Annotated in this window: 21 protein-coding genes; 2 read left to right on the top strand and 19 right to left on the bottom strand. The window is 37.6% G+C overall.

Going from position 1 to position 20,628, the window contains the following annotated elements:
• Positions 1 to 11: 11 nt before the first annotated feature.
• The 8 genes from I567_RS04960 to I567_RS04925 all read right to left on the bottom strand — a co-directional run bounded on the left by I567_RS04960 (position 12) and on the right by I567_RS04925 (position 9,254).
• Positions 12 to 752 (bottom strand): MBL fold metallo-hydrolase, encoded by a 741-nt coding sequence (locus I567_RS04960; RefSeq protein WP_016251155.1) that lies wholly within the window; start codon positions 750 to 752, stop codon positions 12 to 14.
• A 167-nt stretch (positions 753 to 919) separates the two neighbouring features.
• A complete protein-coding gene (locus I567_RS04955) occupies positions 920 to 1,222 on the bottom strand; it encodes a type II toxin-antitoxin system RelB/DinJ family antitoxin (RefSeq protein ID WP_016251154.1) in 303 nt (100 codons plus the stop codon).
• 105 nt (positions 1,223 to 1,327) lie between these two features.
• Positions 1,328 to 2,410: a M42 family metallopeptidase gene (locus I567_RS04950; RefSeq protein WP_016251153.1), complete on the bottom strand. Its 1,083-nt coding sequence runs from the start codon at positions 2,408 to 2,410 to the stop codon at positions 1,328 to 1,330.
• Positions 2,411 to 2,484: 74 nt separating this feature from the next.
• Positions 2,485 to 3,423, bottom strand: coding sequence for an ATP-binding cassette domain-containing protein (locus I567_RS04945; protein ID WP_016251152.1), 939 nt, complete (start codon positions 3,421 to 3,423; stop codon positions 2,485 to 2,487).
• Between the two features lie 3 nt (positions 3,424 to 3,426).
• The gene (locus tag I567_RS04940) at positions 3,427 to 4,503 is read right to left on the bottom strand and encodes an ABC transporter ATP-binding protein (protein WP_016251151.1); all 1,077 of its coding nucleotides are present in this window, start codon (positions 4,501 to 4,503) and stop codon (positions 3,427 to 3,429) included.
• A gap of 14 nt (positions 4,504 to 4,517) precedes the next feature.
• Positions 4,518 to 5,453 (bottom strand): oligopeptide ABC transporter permease OppC, encoded by a 936-nt coding sequence (oppC, locus tag I567_RS04935; RefSeq protein ID WP_016251150.1) that lies wholly within the window; start codon positions 5,451 to 5,453, stop codon positions 4,518 to 4,520.
• A gap of 2 nt (positions 5,454 to 5,455) precedes the next feature.
• Entirely contained in the window at positions 5,456 to 6,943 is a 1,488-nt protein-coding gene (locus I567_RS04930) for an ABC transporter permease (protein ID WP_016251149.1), read from the bottom strand.
• A gap of 316 nt (positions 6,944 to 7,259) precedes the next feature.
• Positions 7,260 to 9,254 carry a peptide ABC transporter substrate-binding protein gene (locus I567_RS04925; protein WP_016251148.1) on the bottom strand — a complete coding sequence of 665 codons (1,995 nt, stop codon included), beginning with the start codon at positions 9,252 to 9,254 and terminating at the stop codon, positions 7,260 to 7,262.
• A gap of 704 nt (positions 9,255 to 9,958) precedes the next feature.
• On the opposite strand from I567_RS04925, the gene nrdD reads away from it, so the two are divergent.
• Both nrdD and nrdG read left to right on the top strand, forming a co-directional pair.
• The gene (gene nrdD / locus I567_RS04920) at positions 9,959 to 12,142 is read left to right on the top strand and encodes an anaerobic ribonucleoside-triphosphate reductase (RefSeq protein WP_026209887.1); all 2,184 of its coding nucleotides are present in this window, start codon (positions 9,959 to 9,961) and stop codon (positions 12,140 to 12,142) included.
• Positions 12,142 to 12,747 carry an anaerobic ribonucleoside-triphosphate reductase activating protein gene (gene nrdG, locus I567_RS04915; RefSeq protein WP_016251146.1) on the top strand — a complete coding sequence of 202 codons (606 nt, stop codon included), beginning with the start codon at positions 12,142 to 12,144 and terminating at the stop codon, positions 12,745 to 12,747. The genes nrdD and nrdG overlap by 1 nt, the downstream gene beginning before the upstream one ends.
• Positions 12,748 to 12,773: 26 nt before the next feature.
• On the opposite strand, the gene dinB is transcribed toward nrdG, so the two are convergent.
• From dinB to tmk, 11 genes are all read right to left on the bottom strand, one after another.
• The gene (gene dinB, locus I567_RS04910; RefSeq protein WP_016251145.1) at positions 12,774 to 13,913 is read right to left on the bottom strand and encodes a DNA polymerase IV; all 1,140 of its coding nucleotides are present in this window, start codon (positions 13,911 to 13,913) and stop codon (positions 12,774 to 12,776) included.
• Positions 13,914 to 13,972: 59 nt separating this feature from the next.
• The gene (locus I567_RS04905; protein ID WP_016251144.1) at positions 13,973 to 14,179 is read right to left on the bottom strand and encodes a helix-turn-helix domain-containing protein; all 207 of its coding nucleotides are present in this window, start codon (positions 14,177 to 14,179) and stop codon (positions 13,973 to 13,975) included.
• Entirely contained in the window at positions 14,180 to 14,536 is a 357-nt protein-coding gene (locus I567_RS04900) for a DUF2975 domain-containing protein (protein ID WP_016251143.1), read from the bottom strand.
• Positions 14,537 to 14,802: 266 nt separating this feature from the next.
• On the bottom strand, positions 14,803 to 15,144 hold the full coding sequence (locus tag I567_RS04895) for a P-II family nitrogen regulator (RefSeq protein WP_016251142.1): 342 nt from the start codon (positions 15,142 to 15,144) through the stop codon (positions 14,803 to 14,805).
• 17 nt (positions 15,145 to 15,161) lie between these two features.
• Positions 15,162 to 16,379 (bottom strand): ammonium transporter, encoded by a 1,218-nt coding sequence (locus I567_RS04890; protein WP_016251141.1) that lies wholly within the window; start codon positions 16,377 to 16,379, stop codon positions 15,162 to 15,164.
• A gap of 239 nt (positions 16,380 to 16,618) precedes the next feature.
• Positions 16,619 to 17,500, bottom strand: coding sequence for a 16S rRNA (cytidine(1402)-2'-O)-methyltransferase (gene rsmI, locus I567_RS04885; RefSeq protein WP_016251140.1), 882 nt, complete (start codon positions 17,498 to 17,500; stop codon positions 16,619 to 16,621).
• Between the two features lie 11 nt (positions 17,501 to 17,511).
• Complete coding sequence (locus I567_RS04880) at positions 17,512 to 17,856, bottom strand: DNA replication initiation control protein YabA (protein ID WP_016251139.1); 345 nt, start codon at positions 17,854 to 17,856, stop codon at positions 17,512 to 17,514.
• Between the two features lie 9 nt (positions 17,857 to 17,865).
• Entirely contained in the window at positions 17,866 to 18,672 is an 807-nt protein-coding gene (locus I567_RS04875; protein ID WP_016251138.1) for a PSP1 domain-containing protein, read from the bottom strand.
• Between the two features lie 26 nt (positions 18,673 to 18,698).
• Positions 18,699 to 19,610: a DNA polymerase III subunit delta' gene (holB, locus tag I567_RS04870; RefSeq protein WP_016251137.1), complete on the bottom strand. Its 912-nt coding sequence runs from the start codon at positions 19,608 to 19,610 to the stop codon at positions 18,699 to 18,701.
• 18 nt (positions 19,611 to 19,628) lie between these two features.
• Entirely contained in the window at positions 19,629 to 19,958 is a 330-nt protein-coding gene (locus tag I567_RS04865) for a cyclic-di-AMP receptor (RefSeq protein ID WP_016251136.1), read from the bottom strand.
• A 2-nt stretch (positions 19,959 to 19,960) separates the two neighbouring features.
• Positions 19,961 to 20,614, bottom strand: coding sequence for a dTMP kinase (tmk, locus tag I567_RS04860; RefSeq protein WP_016251135.1), 654 nt, complete (start codon positions 20,612 to 20,614; stop codon positions 19,961 to 19,963).
• Positions 20,615 to 20,628 lie beyond the last annotated feature (14 nt).

The following is a 20,628-nucleotide window of genomic DNA, read 5'->3' as shown; positions in this document are numbered from 1 at the left end:
CCTAATCCCTCCTAAATTTGGTAAGTGTCACCTATTTTGGCAACCGATACTTGGATATTTTCTCCTGCTTGTTTTTGCGCTTGAGCCTTGAGTAAATCATAGTCGCCTTCTTCTGGTAAATGAGATAGGATCAAACGTTTCGCACCAGCAGCCTTCGCAATCTTACCTGCCTCCCCTGCTGTAAAATGCGCATGGTGATTTTCATGTCCATCAAAGAGATAAGTATCCGCTAAAAATAAGTCGGCATCCTTGACAAATTCGTTAAAACTTTCCATATAACCAGAATCTGCCGTAAAGACAAATACCTTGCCACTACGCTTTTCGACAATTCTCATCGCATAACACTCCACAGGATGTATCGTCTTTTTAAATGTAACAGAAAACGGTCCCAAATTCAAATGATTCGCCTCCAAGTAATTATGCCCTTGACTCACTTGTGGCATGGTTAAATCATTAAAATGAAACGCATCATTACCATGGCCATAGATGGGTAAGACTCTGTTTTTATCACGCTTGTTAGATAACTGCCACATATATTGCAACACACCTAAATCAGCAATATGATCATGATGATAATGACTGATAATGACCCCATCTAAATCAAGCGGACACATCACCTTTTCTAATTGACTTAATGTTTGGCTGCCGGCATCAATTAATAGATGAAAGCCGTCTGATTCCAAAAGATAGCTTGTAGTTCCGCGCCCTTTAGATGGATAAGCTCCCATGCAACCTAAAATCGTTAATTTCATCGTCATTCCTCCTCAGATTTTCCTTAAGATGATTATAGCATGTTTCTAAAAAATTCTTCAAAGATATAGAAGAGAATCATTTGAACCATTCATGAACAAGAAGTAAAGAAATATCATTTTAAGTTTGTTTAAAGCTTCTGGAGTGTAAACAATAGCATACTTATCGCTCATATGCCAAATTCCTTAGATAATTGTGCATCAACTTCATCTGTCGTATAGGTTCTTCCTGATTTTAGTGATTTTATTCCCTTCAATAGTTCAGTGTCCAGTTCTGTCTGAGTCATTGCACCAATAGCAGTCGGTGTAGCGGATGGAAGATACAAATGAAGCGGTAATCCTCTCGTTAACACAATCTGACTGTACAACATTTGAATTGCGCTAGAAGGAGAAATCACTAATTTTGAAAAGATTTTTTCAACATTTTCTTTTAATTCTGTATCAATCTGAGCAGTAATAATTGTATTCGCCATAAACTCAATTCCTTTATGAATCCACTATCTGAACCAAAAATAGAAATAATCGAAACTATGTCAAAAAGCTACCCTCCCCATATTGAGTAGGATAGCCTTTGAAAATTAATAGCTTAAGATTTGGTCAACAGTGGTGCGGTCTAGACGACGAACGACTTCTGTGACTAATTTAACCGTATTTAGATAGTCATCTTCATGAATCACGGAAGTATGGGAATGTAGATAACGGACAGGTACGGTAATCGCTAAAGATGGAATACCTTGACGGGTTAAGTGCATTTGACCTGCATCTGTACCCCCACCAGCAATAACCGTATATTGGAATGGAATTTCTAATTCTTCGGCTACATCGGTGACAAAGTTCAATAATTTCTTATGAGGAACCATTGAAGCATCGAAAATCAAGATTTGTGGTCCTTTGCCTAATACAGAATCTGCTTCTTTTGGTGTCATTCCTGGAGTATCACCTGCTGTACCGGTATCAAGCGCAAAGGCAATTTCTGGATTAGCAAGATAAGTACTTGTTCTTGCCCCACGTAAGCCGACTTCTTCCATGACATCACTACCAGCAAATAATTGGTTTGGATGGCCGTCTTTAGCTAAGTTTTCTAGCACACGTAAAGCCACGGCAGTTCCGACACGGTTATCCCAGGCTTTGGCTAAAAGGAACTTACTATCATTTAATCGTTTATATTCGATATACGGTGTAATCATATCGCCAGGACGGACACCCCATGATTTCACTTCTTCTTCACTTGAGCCGCCGACATCAATAAACATATCTTTAATATCATATGGTTTGTTACGCGCTTCTACACTTAAGACATGAGGTGGTTTGCACCCAATAACCCCATGAATTAGTTTACCTTCGCGGGTTTTAATTTCAACTTGTTGAGCGAGCATCACTTGTGACCACCAGCCGCCTAATGTTTGAAATTCGATGAAGCCTTTTTCCGTAATTTTGGTAACCATAAAGCCAACTTCATCCATATGTCCTGAAATAAAGATACGTGGACTATTTTCATCTTGACCGTGTTTGGCAATCACACTACCTAAACCATCAAAAATGATTTCGTCCGCATAGTCTTTGGCATAAGTTTTAAAGACTTCACGTACTTCTTCATTGCCTGGTACACCTCGAGCTGAAGTTAAGTCAATTAATAATTGTTCATCCTTTTGCTCTAACATCAAAATCCTTCTTTCTATATATGTCATTTCATGAAAAAAGGAGAGCAAGCCCCCCCTTTTTTTCAATATCATTCTTAATCGTTGTATTCTGCACGATATTTTTCGATTTCGGCTTTGTTTCCGTAAACGAAATGCCCTGGTACTACTTCTTCAAAAGTTGGCTTATCTACAGAATAATCGTGCACACTTGGATCATAGACATGCAATTTTTTCTTTTTCGCCAAAATTGGGTCAGGAATTGGTACAGCAGATAAAAGTGCGCGCGTATACGGATGAATTGGATGATTGAATAATTCTTCCGCTTCGGCTAGTTCCACGATTTCACCACGATAGATAACCGCGATTCGATCTGAGATAAAACGTACCACTGATAAGTCATGGGCGATAAATAGATAGGTTACGCCACGTTCTCTTTGGGCTTCTTTTAATAAGTTTAAGACTTGGGCACGAATCGATACGTCTAGCGCTGAAATCGGTTCATCCGCTACGACTAGTTCCGGTTCCATAATCATCGCACGCGCAATCCCGATACGTTGACGTTGACCACCTGAGAACTCATGTGGATAACGATACATATGTTCAGGTAGTAGTCCGACTTTTTCTAACATTGCACGTACTTTTGCTTCACGGTCCGCATCATCTTTATACAATTTATAGTTGTACAACCCTTCAGAGATAATGTAATCAACCGTGGCACGTTCATTTAGAGAAGCTGATGGATCTTGGAAAATCATTTGAATTTGTTGGATGATTTCATGACGTTTTTGTTTACTAATTCCACCATTAATCTTTTCACCTTTAAAATTGATTTCGCCTTTACTTGTTGGATTTAATCCTACAATTGCGCGACCAATCGTTGTTTTCCCTGAACCAGATTCGCCTACTAATGAGAAAGTTTCCCCTTTATAGATATCGAAATTAGCGTTTTTAACTGCCACAAAACGACTCTTTCCTTCACCAAAGGCAATTTCTAAGTCTTTAATCGATAATAATACTTCTTTGTTTTCAGTCACGAATTAGTTCACCCCTTCTTCAAAATCATCAGCATCAATTTCTTGCGTTAGTTGAACCATCCGCTCATGAAGTTGCTTAATTTTTTCAGGTGTGTCGACTTTTGGTGCTCGAGGGTCGAGTAACCAAGTCTTGGCAAAATGTGTCGGACTTACTTCAAACATCGGTGGCTCCGCTTTGAAGTCAATTTCCATCGCATATGGACTACGGAAGGCAAAGGCATCTCCAGCAATCTCTTTGTATAAAGAAGGTGGTGTCCCTGGCACGTAGTATAATTCTTCCCCTTTTTCACTCAATTGTGGAAGAGAAGATAATAAGCTCCAAGTATATGGATGCTTTGGATTGTAGAAAATTTCTTCTGACTTACCAATTTCAATAATTTGACCCGCATACATAACAGCTACTCGGTCAGCAATGGATGCCACAACCCCTAAATCGTGCGTGATAAAGATGGTCGTAAATCCATATTCTTTTTGTAAATCTTTAATCAAGTCTAAAATTTGTGCTTGAATTGTCACGTCTAGCGCAGTAGTTGGTTCGTCACAAATCAATATTTTTGGGCGACATGCCAAGGCAATCGCGATAACAATCCGTTGACGCATCCCTCCAGAATATTGGAAAGGATATTCATCATAACGTTGAGCTGCATTTGGAATACCCGTTTTTTCCATTAATTCAATGGCTAGTTGTTTCGCTTCTTTTGGTGTTTTGCCGCGGTGTTTGATAATTACTTCGGCAATCTGTGAGCCAATCGTTCTAATTGGGTTTAAAGAAGTCATTGGATCTTGGAAAATGGTTGCAATTTCTTTCCCGCGAATATTTTCCCAATCTTTATCGGTTTTATAATCAGTTAGGACTTTTCCATCATAAGTAATGGTTCCTTCACTGACACGTCCGTTTTGTTCTAACATCCCAGTAAATGTTTTGGTTAATACTGATTTCCCTGAACCAGATTCACCTACGATTGCTAAGATTTCGCCTTCTTCTAAGCTCAGTGAGACATTCCGAATGGCCTTTAATTGACGTTTTCTGACTTGGAAGCTCACTGAAACATTTTCAGCCGTTAATATCGTCTTACTCATTTTCTGTGTCCTCCTTATAAGTGCGTTCTTGGATCCGTTGCATCAGCTAATGTTTGACCTACGATATATAATGAAATAGATACTAACGCTAAAACTGCAACTGGAATCCAGAACAAGTATGGATAGTTACTAATATTCGGTGTGTATTTAGAAATAATACGTCCTAACGAAGGTACATCTGCACTCAACCCAACGCCTAAGAATGAAAGAAAAGTTTCTGCTGAGATGAATCCTGGTAACGTACGAGAAATATCTGTCATCACAACAGAAATCAAATACGGCAAGATATTCTTACTAATCATTCGTGGTACAGGTGTCCCTAAATTACGGGATGCTAAATTATATTCACGATCACGCATAATCATTACTTGTACCCGAATAAAGTAAGCTGTCCCGATCCAGTTTGTTACACACATCGCAAAGACTAAATTCCAAAAACCACTACCAAAGGCATAGGCTAAAACGATAATGATTAATAGTGAAGGTACGTTTGAAATGACGTTATACACTTCAATCATGACACGGTCCACTTTTTTGCTAACACCCCAAAGTGCCCCTACAATAACGCCAATCGTTGTGGTAATTGTTGTAGCTAACACACTGATTAAGATAGAAGTTCTCGCACCTGCCCAAACCGCATCGAATAATGATTGACCGTTGGCATCGGTACCGAACCAGTTCTCAGCACTTGGTGGATTATAACGTGCATCGAAGTTATTGATATTTGATACATTCATGAAATCATAACCACTAAATAGCGGTTGGATGAAACTCATCAAAATAATTAATACAAGTAATACCAGCATCGTAATGGCTACTTTACTTGAGAAAAACTTTCGTGCCACTGATCGCCAGTAGGAATACTTCGGCGTATCGATTTTTTCAGAATTAATCGTATCAATCGACACAAAGTTAAAATCTTCTTGGCTGATTTGATTTAACTTTTCCAATTCTAATCTCCTCCTGACAATTTAATACGTGGATCTAAGTAAACCATTAATAGGTCACCTAATAATACAGCTAATACCCCAACGACTGTGAAGATAAAGACAATCGCTACCGTTAATGGGTTATTATGTGAAAGAATCGCATCTGGTAACATTTTACCCATACCAGGAACGGCGAAAATCGTCTCCGTGATGGTTGCCCCAGCGATAGATAAAATGATACTACCTGGAATACCATTGGCAATTGGAATCACGGCGTTTTTGAAGATATGACGACGCGAAATTTCTTTAGAGGTCAACCCTTTTGATTTGGCAAATTTAACATAATCTGCAGACTGTTGGTCAATCATATAACGACGAACCCAAATAACTAAACCAGACACATTTAAGAACCCTAAGATAAAGGTTGGTAAGATATAGGATTTAATATCCCCTGCACCATAAGTTGGGAAAGATAATGGTAAACCAAATAAGGTATTTCCTAGATATCTAAAGAAGTAGACAAAGGCTAGTGACGGTGCTGAAATCATAACCGTTACTAACGCAATACCAATCTTGTCGGGTAGTTTACCTTTCAAACGCGCCATTACCATCGCCATAGGCACCCCGATAAGATAAGCAATCACCACTGCTAAGGCACCCATTCTAAATGAAATAGAAATCATCGAAGGGTCTTTGTAGTTTGGTTTTGTTTGCACATAGTTATCATGATACATTGCTTTTTCACGAGATGAAATTTTATTTGAATTTTTGTATTGGCGAGTGTAAATATTGGCAGAAGAACGCATGGTCTTGCCATCTGCTAAAGTAATTTCCTCACTCACCGTTTGTCCTTGGCCACCAAATAAGACATCTGACACACTTTGTCCAGAGAACGTTGGATAAGAAGTTCCTAGATTGATGTGGATGATATTTTGGTGGATAAATGGAAATTGACCATTGAAGTAGATTTGATACTTATATTGCGTACCTGATCCGACTAAAGCCCAACCAACCATTGGATCTTTTTCAATCTTCAAATAGCGTTTCAAATCCGGATTAGATGGGTCTTTCACTTTCCATGGATGGTCAATTACTATCAAATTTGAATAGAAATTCCAAATACGTTTTAATAATGGAATATCTTTTGTCGCATAGTAACGACCACTTTCAGGAAAAATCCCTAATTTCCAGCCATTTTCTTTGGCCCATTTTTGATACAAAGATTTGTTTTCCTTGCTTGGTTTTGCAGTTGCCTCTTTGTATTCTTTACGTACCTCTTTGACTAAATCACGAGAGTCTAGATACTCAATATAACCCATGCGATCAAAGGCCGTATTTTCATAGTTGGCCAATTCATCTGGATGGGCTTTTAATTTAGAATACGTAGAGTCCTCTTTAAAGATGGTATTTCGCGGCACTAACGTATAAATTAATACATAAGTGATCGTAGTTACTAAAAAGATACTCACGATCGAACGCAAAATACGAAAGAGTAGATAACGTTTATTCACTCAGCTTCCTCCTAAATTATCAATATGCCTCGAAATATTAATTATTAAACTTTTGGCCGATATTTTTCCCAATTCATTTATAACCACTTTCAAAGCATATCTTTTTAAATAGAGACTACCAAAATAGCTCAATTTTTACAAGAAAATTTGTATTTCCGTTGAGAATAAAAATCATCCTTAGACTTTCATTCTCAACGGCGCAAAATTTCCTACAAAAATCACTTACTATGATAGCACTAATTACACTGATTAAAAAGAGTAAAAAGGGCTTTTTTAATTTTTCGCCCTTTCTACTCCTTTAGTATTTTAACACATTTTACTTCGTATTTTCAGCTGTTTCTAGTCTTTTTTCTTCCCAATTCTTCAAAGCTTTTTGATATTGTTTGGTAGTTACAGCTTTGTCTTGAAGTTTCATACCTTTGAATTTGTATGATGCATTTGTAGCAGCCATACCACACCAACTAAATTGTCTAGTGAATGGTACAATCTTAGATACACTTGGAACTGCACCACCAGCTTGGATAGGAATTTGTAAAGCATTTGCTGATAACCAAGCTTCAGCATCTGCATAAGCATCATAACGTTTATTCACATCTTCAACTGCAGTGATTTTTGCAGCTTTGTCTAATAAAGCATCATATTCCGCTAATTTTAATTCATTTACTACTTGAGCAGATGGATTATCTTTAGCTGTTTCAGATGGTTGTAAACCTAAGTTATCCAATTGAGCACCTGATCTTGAATTATAGATGTCTAAGTAAGTTGATGGATCTAAGTAGTCAGGGCCCCAACCAGAAGCAGTAGAGATATCGTAGTCTTTATCTGCTGCTGTTGTTGCTTGATAAGTAGCAGCAAGATATTTATCTTCGTTTAATAATTGAATATCAATCACGACATTATCTTTACCTAATGTCGATTCAATTGAGTGCTTCAATGATTTTGCTTGGTTCACTAAAACTTCAGATTTTTCATCTTGAGGTAAGTCTAGGTGAATTGGGAATTGTACGCCTTGCGCTTGTAGTTCAGATTTTGCTTTTTCAAATAAAGATTTCGCTTTATCAGCATTGAACCAACCTTCTTGGCTATCCGCTAATTTCACATCGCTAAAGGTATCTGGGTCTAATTTGGCTAATTTTTCTTGTACAACTTCACCATAATCTTTACCGTCAACTGTTACGAATTGAGATGGTATTAACATATTACGGATACCTTGTGCTGCACCAGTTTTACCAACGTTTTGCGCAATATATTCTTCTTTATTTAACGCAAATTCTAAAGCTAGACGGAAGTTCTTATTCATAATAGCTTTATGAGTACTATCTTTTTCAGCATCTGTTTTCTTAGATGTTGCACTGTATGCTTTACGATCAAAGTTAAAGGTCATATTAAATGTTGAACCATTTGGTTGTGAGAAGTTAATCGCATCACCGTATTTAGCTTCTACATCTTTATAACCACCTGAGTTAGGATATACACGTGCAGTTGAATAGTTACCTTGATCAAATTCTTTAAATAGCGAATCAGGATTGCTTCCATCAAAGTAAGTTAATTTTACATTATCAATGTAGACATGTTTTTTATCCCAATAAGATTCGTTCTTCTTATATTCAATTACTGATTTGGCAGTATTGTTTGTTAAAATGTAAGCACCGTTATATAGAATGCTATCTGGTGTAGGTTGCCCGAAGTCTTTACCTTTAGATTTTAAGAATTCTTCATTCACTGGACACATGATACCGTAAGTTAATTTAGAATTCCAGAAGCTTTCTGGACGAGTTAACGTATATTGTAAAGTATAGTCATCTACTGCTTTAACCCCAACAGTAGAAAAGTCTTTCGTTACCCCTTTGACATAGTCATCTAAACCTTTAATACTATCTTGAACAACATATAAAGTTTCAGATTTTACATCAACGGCATGTTTCAAAGCAGTTACCCAGTCTTGAGCTTTTACTTCTGCGTAGTCATTTCCTTCACTATCTACCCATTTTACGCCTTTACGTAGGTGATAAGTGTAGGTTAAGCCATCGTCACTTACTTCCCATGATTTAGCTAGCGCAGGTTTCAAATTACCATACTCGTCATTTTCCAACAAACCATCAATGAAATTTGCGAAGTGGTCACTATTTGAACTTCGTGATGAGAAAGTATAGTCTAAGCTATTAATATCGGTGCTATAGACGTAAGAATAATTAGATTCTCCCTTTCCAGAATCTGAAGCCTTTTTGTCACCACCAGAACAAGCTGCCAATAAAACAGTACTTGATAATAATAAAGATGGCACTACGATTTTTTTCATTTTATTGCTCATATTGCATTCTCCCCTCTTTTTGTTCATAAAAAGTTCATAAAGCTATAAAAATATTAAGATAGATTAAGAAAATTATAATTTTTTATCTAGCGGATGTCAATATATTCAAAATATTTTCTGTTATAACATTTTCTTATCGTCATTTACACACAGCAACAAATTCACAATTTCACATAAGTTAGATGTTTTTTAACTTCAATCAACATTTGCTTATAAATTGATTTTATAACCGCATTATTGTTAACAGTTCCGCTTGTATTTTAATAATTAATATTTTATTTTTTCGTTTGGATTCACATGTTTCGTTTCATTTTTATCTAATAATTGTCTTAAATTTTTTTACAATTCAAACAATTTAGTGTCAAAAAAATTTTTTGTCATTTTTCAATTTGTTTCACAGCATTATGAAACATTCTCAACTTTTGTGAAGCTTGGTACTTTTAACCTTTCTTCTTGTCAAGTACCACTATATATTGTGTGCAATTAGATTTATATTCGTAATCTAGTACAAGATATTGATTGTAAATTTTCTCACTTTATCTTATCATAGGTACAGATAAAAAATATTTATAGATAATGTTTACGGAATACACAAAGTTGGCTATTTAAGAAATTTGATTTCGAGATTATTGACACTTTGTCTAGTATTTCCTTTTTATTTGAAGAAAATGATTGAAGGAGTGAGCAGCTTGTTAAATATAGCAATGCCAGTTGCGACAGATGAAGTAACTGAGAAATTATCTAAAATGAAAGTCGTGAAACGCGATGGCCGCTTGGTTGATTTCGATGATGAAAAAATTTACGATGCTTTGATGAAAGGTCGCAAAAAACTTAAAGAACCCCTTTCCCCATTAGAACACGAAAAACTAGTGGAAATCGTACAACTGGTAGATCGAGAAATTGCGGAACGTTTTACCGACAATGTCAAAATTTATGAAATTCAAAATATTGTCGAACACTTCTTATTAGAAAAATCATTTTTAGCCTTAGCGCAAGAATATATTAGTTATCGGACCAATCGCGATTTTCTGCGTAAACAAGCAACAGATATTAATCTTTCTATTAGTAAGTTGATTAATAAGGAAGAGACTGTCGTCAATGAAAATGCCAATAAAGATAGCGATGTGTTTAATACGCAACGGGATTTAACTGCGGGGATTGTCGGCAAATCAATTGGACTAAAAATGTTGCCGCCTCATGTAGCTAACGCCCATCAAAAAGGGGAAATTCATTATCATGATTTAGATTATCATCCTTATGCCCCAATGACGAATTGCTGCTTAATTGATTTTAAGAGTATGCTCACGGAAGGCTTTAAGATGGGAAATGCAGATGTCGAGTCACCTAAATCTATTCAAACAGCAACCGCGCAAATCTCTCAAATCATCGCCAATGTAGCTTCTAGTCAATATGGTGGCTGTTCTTGTGACCGCATTGATGAATTATTAGCTCCTTTTGCGAAATTGAATTTTGAAAAACATTTACAAGATGCCAAAGAATGGATTGATGGTCAAGAACGTCAAGAAGCATTCGCCTACAAAAAGACCAAAAAAGACATTTATGATGCCATGCAAAGTTTAGAGTATGAAATTAATACACTCTTTACTTCAAATGGTCAAACGCCTTTCACTTCACTTGGCTTTGGTTTAGGGACAAATTGGTTTGAACGGGAAATTCAAAAAGCTATCTTACAAATTCGGATTGATGGTTTAGGTCGCGAACATCGCACAGCCATCTTCCCTAAATTAATTTTTTCTATTAAACGTGGGGTGAATTTAGAACCAACCGATCCAAACTACGATGTCAAACAATTGGCCTTGGAATGTGCAACCAAGCGCATGTATCCGGATATTTTAAACTATGATAAGATTGTCGAATTAACGGGTAGTTTCAAAGTGCCAATGGGTTGCCGTTCTTTCTTACAGGGTTGGAAAGATGAAAACGGTCAAGAAGTCAATGTCGGTCGGATGAATTTAGGTGTTGTTACCTTAAACTTGCCACGAATTGCGATGGAAGCCCAAGGTGATTTTGATAAATTCTGGAGTATTTTGGAAGACCGTCTGGATATTGTGAAAGATGCTTTAGTCTATCGCGTGAATCGTTGTAAAGAAGCGCTCCCTCAAAATGCGCCAATTCTTTATATGTATGGTGCCTTTGGAAAGAGATTAAAACGCAATGGCAATGTCGATGAACTCTTTAGAAACAAACGCGCGACGGTGTCTCTTGGTTATATTGGTCTTTATGAAGTTGCCTCAGCCTTTTACGGAGGTGCTTGGGAACACAATCCAGAAGCCAAACAGTTTACCCTTGATATCGTTAAGACCTTAAAGATGCACGCCGACCAATGGGGAGATGAATACGGCTATCACTTCAGCGTCTACTCTACGCCTTCTGAAAGTTTGACAGACCGTTTCTGTCGTTTTGATACGTATAAATTCGGGATTGTGGAAAATATCACGGATAAAGAATACTACACCAATAGTTTCCATTATGATGTCCGTAAAAATCCGACCCCATTTGAAAAACTAGATTTTGAAAAAGACTATCCAAAATATTGCTCTGGTGGCTTCATCCATTATTGTGAATATCCAGTCCTTCAACAAAATCCAAAAGCCTTAGAAGCTGTCTGGGATTATTCTTATGATAAAGTCGGCTATCTAGGCACCAATACACCGATTGACCATTGTTACGAGTGTGGTTTCGAGGGCGATTTTACACCGACTGAACGCGGATTTGAATGTCCAGTTTGCCATAATCATGATCCAAGAACTTGCGATGTCGTCAAAAGAACTTGTGGTTATCTAGGCAATCCACAAGCTCGTCCAATGGTGCATGGTCGTCATAAAGAAATCTCAGCACGTGTTAAACATATGGAGGATGTACACTAATGAATCATCCAAAACCAAAAGAATGGGATGCAAAGCTTTTATCTCAACGTATGATTGCCGACTATAAACCTTTTAACTTTGTCGATGGCGAAGGAGTCCGCAATAGTCTCTATGTTAGTGGTTGCTTATTTGCTTGTGAGGGGTGTTTTAATAAAGCAGTCCAAAACTTCAATTACGGCACCCCCTACACGGAAGAACTAGAAGCCAAAATCATGGCCGACTTATCCCATAGCTATGTGCAAGGATTAACCTTACTCGGTGGTGAACCCTTCTTAAATACACCCGTCGTCTTACCACTCGTCAAAAAAGTACGCGAAACCTTTGGCGACACAAAAGATATTTGGAGTTGGAGTGGCTATACCTTTGAAGAATTACTGCAAGAAACTCCTGATAAATTAGAACTGTTAAGCCAAATCGATGTTTTAGTCGATGGTCGTTTCGAATTAGCCCAAAAAGACTTGAACCTACAATTTCGAGGCAGTCGGAATCAAAGAATTGTCGATGTTCCTCAATCGTTAAAATTAAAACAAGCCGTTATTTGGTCAAAATGTAAAGATGCCGATCAAAGTTACGAACAAATCAAACGTAGTGAATTAGGCGGCTAAAATGAAAATCTCAAGGAAACAGTGACTCATCTGTCGTCCTTGAGATTTTTTCTTTCATATTCAAAAAGTAGTAAGGTAATCAACTCATAGGTCTTATCTTTTAAATTGGTCAAGGTGATACCTAACAGCCGAATCCCCCGTCCTTCTTCATATGTATCTTCAAATAAAAGACTCGCCTTCGAAAAAATATCCTCTTTATGATCAATAAACTCTGGGAAGGTTTGTCTCTTGGTAATTGTCGTATAATCATCGTAGCGCAATTTTAAGACCACAGTTTGTCCCTGTTTTTCTTGCTTGCTAGCTGTATTAGCAACACTTTCTGATAATAGACGTAGCTGTGAAATCGCCTGGTTCATCGAATAAAGGCTCTCACCAAAAGTATGTTCTTTGCCAATAGATTTGCGTTCACGATTAGTCACGACAGGAGAATTATGAATCCCCCGAACTTTGCGATAAAGCGAGTAGCCCATCTTGCCAAATGCATGAATTAGCTCCATTTCTGATTTATTATACAAATCTTCACCCGTGAAAATCCCCATCTCATGCATTTTAGGAATCGTCTTTTTCCCCACACCATGAAACTTTTCAATCGGTAATGGTTTTAAAAACGCCTCGGCTTCTCCTGGCATAATCACAGTCATGCCATGGGGTTTGCGATAATCTGAAGCTAATTTGGCTAAAAACTTGTTATAACTCACCCCAGCCGAACAAGTCAGATGTAATTCACGCCATATATCTTCTTGAATACAGCGTGCAACTTTGATGGCACTTTTTGAACCAATTTTATTTTCAGTCACATCTAGATATGCTTCATCAATCGACATTGGTTCAATCAAGTCTGTATAGCGATGAAAAATGGCGCGAATCTGACGCGAAATTTCTCGATATTTTTGATAATTTCCGGGAACAAAAACGGCTTGCGGACATAACTCATACGCTTTTTTGGCACTCATCGCCGAATGTATCCCGTATTCTCTAGCCTTATAATTACAAGTCGTCACCACACCACGGCCTTTGGTATCTTTGGGATGACGGGCAATCACTAGAGGATGCTTAGCCAACTCAGGATTGTCGCGCTCTTCCACCGAGGCAAAAAACGCGTCCATATCAATATGAATGATTTTACGGCTCATGTCATTTTTTAAGGGAAAACGCATCTCCGCCATATCTCTCACCTGTTTCTCAAACTTTTCTATCTCTATTATACAAGAACAGACATTCCGTTTCAATCTTCAGGCACATAAGAAATCAAGTCGCCTGGTTGATATTCAAGTACTTCACAGATTTTTTCTAAAGTCGAGAAACGAATGGCCTTTGCTTTGCCACTTTTCAGGATAGAGAGGTTGGCAATTGTAATATCGACGGCTTCAGAGAGTTGCGTTAAGGTCATTTGGCGCTTTTTTAAATATTGGTCTAAGTGTATTTCAATCATTTAAATCACCATCTCTAATTCATCTTGTAGGGATAGTGCTTTTTGGTATAACTTTGAAAAACTAATACTGATTAAAACCATCGTGAAAAAAAACAGACAAATGGCTAACCCTATCAGCATCAATCCTGGTGCATCGCCTAAGTCCGCCCAACGATAAAACATCGGTAAAATGCCTAAACTCAAGAAAAAGATGACACCACTTGCTAAACTTACTTGCTTTGTATAGATGAGTAATTCCTTTTGAAAAGCATGTTGACTTGATTTTTGCCAAATATGCACACTCTTAACTGCCATATAGCTAATCGTTGCTGCTGCTAAAATCAAACAAATAAGCGTTAAGTTGTTTTGCCAAATCATACCTTGATGCTCGCTGGTAAAAATCTATACGCCCACAAGAAAACTCATCAACCAAAAAATCACACTCAATAAGATACTAACGAAAGTAATCATATATTTTTCCATTTTCATCATCCTTCCTTTGCCTAGAGCATAACAGATTTTTATCGAAAAACAATAAAAAATAAGCTAGCAAGCATTCACTCACTAGCTTATGGGACGTTTTAATTGATGAAAATGTTTTGCGAGCCGCTCGTGGCTAATCAAGCTGCTTCACATCCTTTATTCTATATTGCTTCTTTGCCTCGTTGGCCGGTGCGGATGCGGATGACTTCTTCGATTGGTGAGATAAATATCTTGCCATCACCGACTTCTCCTGTGCCACAAATCATCAGAATACGATCGACCACACTTTCGACATCTTTATCTTCTAAAACAAAGCTAACCTTAACTTTCGGTAAAAGACTAGTAATAATCGCCTTGCCGCGTACATATTCTTTGACACCTTTTTGATTCCCATATCCTAAGACTTGGGTAACGGTCATCCCGGAAATCTCAAAATCACGGTTAATCTCAGCTTTTAATTCTTCTAATTTTTCTAAACGAATGACTGCTTCTATTTTCTTCATAAACGCTACCTTCTTTCTTATGAATCTAATCCCATAAAGGTTGGATAAGCCGTTTCATCATGTTCGATACGGTCCATACCAAGTGCTTCTTCTGAGTCAGTGACGCGAATTGGCATAAAGAATTTAATCACGCTGATAATCACGAAACTTAATAGACCGGCAAAAACAATGGTACAGACAATACTTTCAAGCTGAGCTAAGAATAATTGAACATTGCCATAGAATAAACCAGCTTTCCCACCAACTGCAGGATCGGCGAAAATTCCTGTCATTATTCCACCGAAAATCCCACCAACACCGTGACAGCCAAAAGCATCTAGCGCGTCATCTAATTGCAATTTTTGCTTGATAACAGAAATAAAATAGAAACAAAACGGACTAACTAAAAATCCGATAATAATGGAAGACCATAGTGAAACAAAACCTGCGCCTGGGGTAATCGCAACTAAGCCTACAACAGCACCTGTACAAGCACCGACTACAGTAGGTTTGCCAATGACTAGTTTTTCAATCAACATCCATGATAGCATCGCACTAGCTGCAGCGGTATTCGTTGTTAATAAAGCATGAATCGCTAAACCATCGGCTGCAAGTGCTGAACCGGCATTAAAACCAAACCAACCAAACCATAAAAGGCCAGCACCAAGCACTACAAACGGAATATTATGTGGGCGATATTCGATTTGCGCATATTCGCGTCGTTTACCCACTACATAAGCTAAAACCAAACCTGAAATACCAGAGCTAATATGCACGACATTTCCACCCGCAAAGTCAATTGAGCCAATCGCATCTAACAATCCTTTGCCCCAAACCATGTGAGCTAATGGTGCGTAGACGAGAATAATCCAAGCAGCGATAAATAAGAAAATCGCCGAAAACTTCATCCGGCCAACTACTGAACCGGTAATAATCGCTGTAGCAATCAAGGCAAACATCATTTGAAAGGCTGCGAATAGTCCTTCTGGGATGCCATCGCCTTTTGTCATTGATACATGGTTAAAAAAGACTTTATCCAAATTTCCGACTAATAGATGATCGCCGCTAAAGGATAACGAATAACCAATCGCAATCCATAATATTGAGGCCAATCCTAAAGTACAGATAACCATCATCATCGTATTTAAGATATTTTTTCTTCGCTCTAGCCCGCCGTAAAAGAAAGCTAGCGCTGGGGTCATTAAGAATACTAACCCACTACAAATCAAAATAAATGCAATGTTTCCTGTTTCCATTTGAATTCTCTCCTTTTTTATCGTCCTAAACGACTGAATGATAACCAACTTTTTTAAGGTAACCTACCTTATGTTAGAAATACTAACACATCTTTTTTGAATTTTCTAGCTTTTCGACTGAATTGGTGTAATTTTCTAAAAATTCGTCACATACTATGTTAACTTTTCTGACACATATATCAAAAAAACGCATCAAACATAGAAAATTCTCTACATTTGATACGTTACCATTAGATATTTTACGAGTGAATTTCGTGATAGATTTGATAGATTGCTTGCTTTTTATAGCCTAGCGCCTTAGCCACTTCTTTAATTGCAGTATTTGGTTTTTCACCATATATTTCGATGCGATCGGCGACTTTTTGGCGAATTTGTTCCTCTGTCAATGCAACTACTTCTGCTGACTGTTCCTCAATAGACTGGCCAGATACTAAGAGACAGCACTCGCCTTTGATCTCATTGTCTTTAGCATATTGGGCTAACTCTAGTAAAGTTCCTCTAATAAATTCTTCATGGATTTTGGTTAATTCACGGCAAATCACGGCTTGTCGATTTTCCCCAAAAACTTTCACCATATTCGCTAACGTACTTGCGAGGCGATACGGTGATTCGTAAAAAATCATACTGGCAGAAAGTTGCGCTAAAGGGGTTAAAGCTGCGACTTGCTCTTTTTTCTTACGCGGTAAAAAACCATGGAAATAATTTGGCTGCGCGGATAAGCCTGATGCAATCAACGCAGTAAGTCCAGCTGTTGGTCCTGGCAAGGCAACAACAGGAATATCTGCTGCAATGCAAGCTTGGACTAATTCATGACCTGGATCGCTAATCGAGGGCATGCCTGCATCAGAGACTTGGGCAATCGACTGACCTGCAAGTAAGCAATCGACTAACTGCGGCACCCGTTCCTTATAATTATGCTCATGTAAACTTTTTTGCGGCGTAGAAATTTCAAAATGATTTAACAATTTTTGCGTATTGCGTGTATCTTCGCTAGCAATTAAATCTACCTGTTTTAAAATATCAATGGCTCTTTGCGTCATGTCTAGCAGATTTCCAATGGGCGTCGGAACTAGATAAAGACAAGCGCCATTATGATGATAACTTTTTTGTTTGGTTAACATTTTATCCCTCATTATTCACGATAAATGACTTCTAAACAAAAGGCACACGGTTCATCATTTGCTCTTCTTGAACCATATAAGTCATAACATACGTGAAAGCCTTCTTCATAGATATTTTCAAGATTTTTACGTGAAGTAGACAAAGCTTGCTTCATTTTTTTACTTGAATTTGGATTGGTTTGATTCATTTCTCGTAAATGCTCACGTAATTTTTGATTTTCCAATTCGAGCTCGGTATTTTTCTCCACTAACTCTTGGATGGATTGTTTCATTGTTTGTAATTTAGATAGCATCTGAGATAAATCAGACTCAAACGCATCCAAGCCATCATATAAATCACGTTTATCTAACTTCATCTTGTTCACCTACTTTACCACTTCTTCAATTTCATCTTGGGTATATTCCAAGGCAATTTCACGATTTGGGAATTTCACTTTGACAATGCGTGACAATAAGTTCAATTCCACCACTTTACCGATGCCTTCTGGTGTTTTGACTTGCGCACCAAAATCAGGCATCTCTTTTTTAGCTAATTCATATTCATAATTTTCATATTTTAAACAGCACATTAAGCGTCCACACAAACCAGAAATCTTGGTTGGATTTAAAGATAAACCTTGATCTTTAGCCATCTTAATCGAAACAGGCATAAAGTCTCCTAAAAAGGTCGAGCAACATAATGGACGACCACATGGACCAATACCGCCTAAAATCTTGGCTTCATCACGGACGCCAATTTGACGCAACTCAATCCGTGTTCTAAAGATACTAGCTAAATCCTTGACCAATTCGCGAAAATCCACGCGACCATCGGCAGTAAAATAAAAAATCATCTTAGAACGATCAAGGGTATATTCTACCTGTACTAACTTCATCACTAGTCCATGCTCATTAATTTTCTCTTTTGCAATGCCATACGCTTCTTTGGCATCTAACTCATTTTGACGTGCTTGATCTAAGTCAGATTCACTTGCCAAAGAAATAACTGGTTTGATTTCTTCGGGCAAGTCTTCTTCGGCCATTTCACGATTTGGCAAAACAACAGTAGCTAAACAAGTCGCTTGCTGAGACTCAACAAGTACTTGGTCTTTAAATTGATATTGTGTATGTCCTGGAGAAAAGTAATAAATATGGCCAGCTTTTTTATAACGAACACCTACTACTTGAACCATAATCCTCTTCCTTTACCTCAAAAATTTTATTGCTGTAGAAAATGCAAAACAAATTGCTCGATGACATTTTGAAAGGCAACGTTACTATTCAGCTTCGTTTTTGCCTGTAATAAATCGGCCAATGCCTGATTATAAACAGTCTGTAAATTTCCTTGATTTTCATCGCGCAACGTACGAAACGCATACATTAATAAATCAAAAAATAATTGTTGCTGCTCTTTTTCTTTCGTTATTGGTATGATTTTCCGCTGCACATATACAAAGGCTGCAAAATCCCGATTTGTCAAATATTGGACAAATTGTTTTAAAACATCCCTAGCATCATTAAACCATTCATCGCGTGAGATTTCAACCGCTTTATCATAACTATTCGTTAAGTATGCTAGAATTTTCGCGGTATTTAAAGATAGGCCAGCTTGCTGTAATTGCTCGATTAAATGCGTAGTCGACAAATGAAAATGAATAATCTGACAACGCGATTGAATCGTTGGTAAAATTTTGCCTATCGCACTTGTTTCTAACAAGAGCAACACTTGTCCAGAAGGCTCCTCCAAAAATTTCAACAAACTATTCGCCGCCTGGATATTCATCGTTTCAGCATCAGAAAGAATAAAGATTTGTCGACCTGCTTCAAAGCCACGTTTCGCAAATTCTGTTTGTAGTTGTCGAATTTGATCCACTTTAATCGTTTGGCCATCTGGTGTAACTTGATGTACATTGGGATGCTCATTATTTTCGATACGTAAACAATTGAGACACGCATTGCAAGGCTCGTTTTCTTTCACGTTAGTACAATATAAACGCTTAGCTAACCAAAGACTTTCTTGGTGTTTTCCTGTGCCTTTTTCCCCTTCAAAAAGATAAGCATGAGCCAAACGCCCATGCTCAATACTTTGTTTCATCAGAGAATGCACAGTAGGATTTAACAATTCACCCATTACGCCATCTCCTTCTTTTTAAAAATGATGGAATCCCTCAACTGGCAAGACAAATACCGTTGCACCGCCGACTTCTACTTCCAGTGGATAAGGCATTGGTGAGTCAATGGATAAATCTAAGGACATAGGAGAAGTGATAAATTGTTTTCTAGATTGACAAGTTTTCTTAATCAAAGCTAGGACTTCCTCTACTCGTTCATCTTCTAAACCAATCATGAAAGTGGTGTTGCCCGCTTTTAAAAATCCACCAGTAGTCGATAATTTTGTGGCGCGCACATCAGCCTCAATAAATTCATTGGCTAGTCGATTACTATCCTTATCTTGAACAATCGCAATTATCATTTTCATCGCTATTCACCTCGTTTAAAAAATGTTGGGTTACTTTCCACAATTGCTGAAAAACTTGATTCAACAACTTCTTGTAAACTCATTTTAGCATCAATTCGATGAATACGCACTGGGTTTTCTTCTGCTAATTTTAGATAAGCATGACGCACCCGTTGATGGAACTCTAATCCCTCCAAGTCTAAGCGGTCGATATCTTTTTTGCGATGATTTTGGATACGTCTTAATCCCGTATCTGAATCAACATCTAAGTATAAGGTAAAATCTGGTTCTAACCCTTCTGTGGCAAATTCATTGATTTGAGCAATTTCTTTCATCCCAATACGTCGACCTGCGCCTTGATACGTTAAGGAACTATCTACAAAACGATCACAGATAACGATTTTTCCCTCGTTTAAAGCAGGCATAATCACTTCTACCAAATGTTGACGACGCGCTGCAGCATAGAGTAAGGCTTCTGTACGTTCATCCATTTGACGGTGATCTGGATTTAAGATAATTTGACGGATTTTTTCCGCAATCAATACGCCGCCTGGTTCACGGGTTTTAATGATTTCTTTTTTCGCAATCATTTGTAAACGTGGAAATAATTCATTTAAGACGGTGGTTTTCCCTGCGCCGTCTGGTCCTTCAATTGTAATAAATAAGCCGTTAGCCATAATTTCCTCCAATA

This window comes from Enterococcus cecorum DSM 20682 = ATCC 43198, from assembly GCF_000407565.1.
GTDB lineage: Bacteria > Bacillota > Bacilli > Lactobacillales > Enterococcaceae > Enterococcus_E > Enterococcus_E cecorum.
Note: the sequence above shows the minus strand (reverse complement) of the source record. Positions and strands in the feature narration are given on the sequence as shown.

Coding starts and splice junctions, on each gene's coding strand:
- nrdG (WP_016251146.1), top strand. CDS start 12,142: ATGAATCATCCAAAACCAAAAGAATGGGATGCAAAGCTTTTATCTCAA.
- I567_RS04890 (WP_016251141.1), bottom strand. CDS start 16,379: ATGGAAACAGGAAACATTGCATTTATTTTGATTTGTAGTGGGTTAGTA.
- I567_RS04960 (WP_016251155.1), bottom strand. CDS start 752: ATGAAATTAACGATTTTAGGTTGCATGGGAGCTTATCCATCTAAAGGG.
- I567_RS04905 (WP_016251144.1), bottom strand. CDS start 14,179: ATGATTGAAATACACTTAGACCAATATTTAAAAAAGCGCCAAATGACC.
- nrdD (WP_026209887.1), top strand. CDS start 9,959: ATGCCAGTTGCGACAGATGAAGTAACTGAGAAATTATCTAAAATGAAA.
- dinB (WP_016251145.1), bottom strand. CDS start 13,913: ATGGCGGAGATGCGTTTTCCCTTAAAAAATGACATGAGCCGTAAAATC.
- I567_RS04895 (WP_016251142.1), bottom strand. CDS start 15,144: ATGAAGAAAATAGAAGCAGTCATTCGTTTAGAAAAATTAGAAGAATTA.
- tmk (WP_016251135.1), bottom strand. CDS start 20,614: ATGGCTAACGGCTTATTTATTACAATTGAAGGACCAGACGGCGCAGGG.
- I567_RS04880 (WP_016251139.1), bottom strand. CDS start 17,856: ATGAAGTTAGATAAACGTGATTTATATGATGGCTTGGATGCGTTTGAG.
- I567_RS04925 (WP_016251148.1), bottom strand. CDS start 9,254: ATGAGCAATAAAATGAAAAAAATCGTAGTGCCATCTTTATTATTATCA.
- holB (WP_016251137.1), bottom strand. CDS start 19,610: ATGGGTGAATTGTTAAATCCTACTGTGCATTCTCTGATGAAACAAAGT.
- I567_RS04950 (WP_016251153.1), bottom strand. CDS start 2,410: ATGTTAGAGCAAAAGGATGAACAATTATTAATTGACTTAACTTCAGCT.
- I567_RS04865 (WP_016251136.1), bottom strand. CDS start 19,958: ATGAAAATGATAATTGCGATTGTTCAAGATAAGGATAGTAATCGACTA.
- I567_RS04940 (WP_016251151.1), bottom strand. CDS start 4,503: ATGAGTAAGACGATATTAACGGCTGAAAATGTTTCAGTGAGCTTCCAA.
- I567_RS04900 (WP_016251143.1), bottom strand. CDS start 14,536: ATGATTTGGCAAAACAACTTAACGCTTATTTGTTTGATTTTAGCAGCA.
- I567_RS04955 (WP_016251154.1), bottom strand. CDS start 1,222: ATGGCGAATACAATTATTACTGCTCAGATTGATACAGAATTAAAAGAA.
- rsmI (WP_016251140.1), bottom strand. CDS start 17,500: ATGTTAACCAAACAAAAAAGTTATCATCATAATGGCGCTTGTCTTTAT.
- I567_RS04875 (WP_016251138.1), bottom strand. CDS start 18,672: ATGGTTCAAGTAGTAGGTGTTCGTTATAAAAAAGCTGGCCATATTTAT.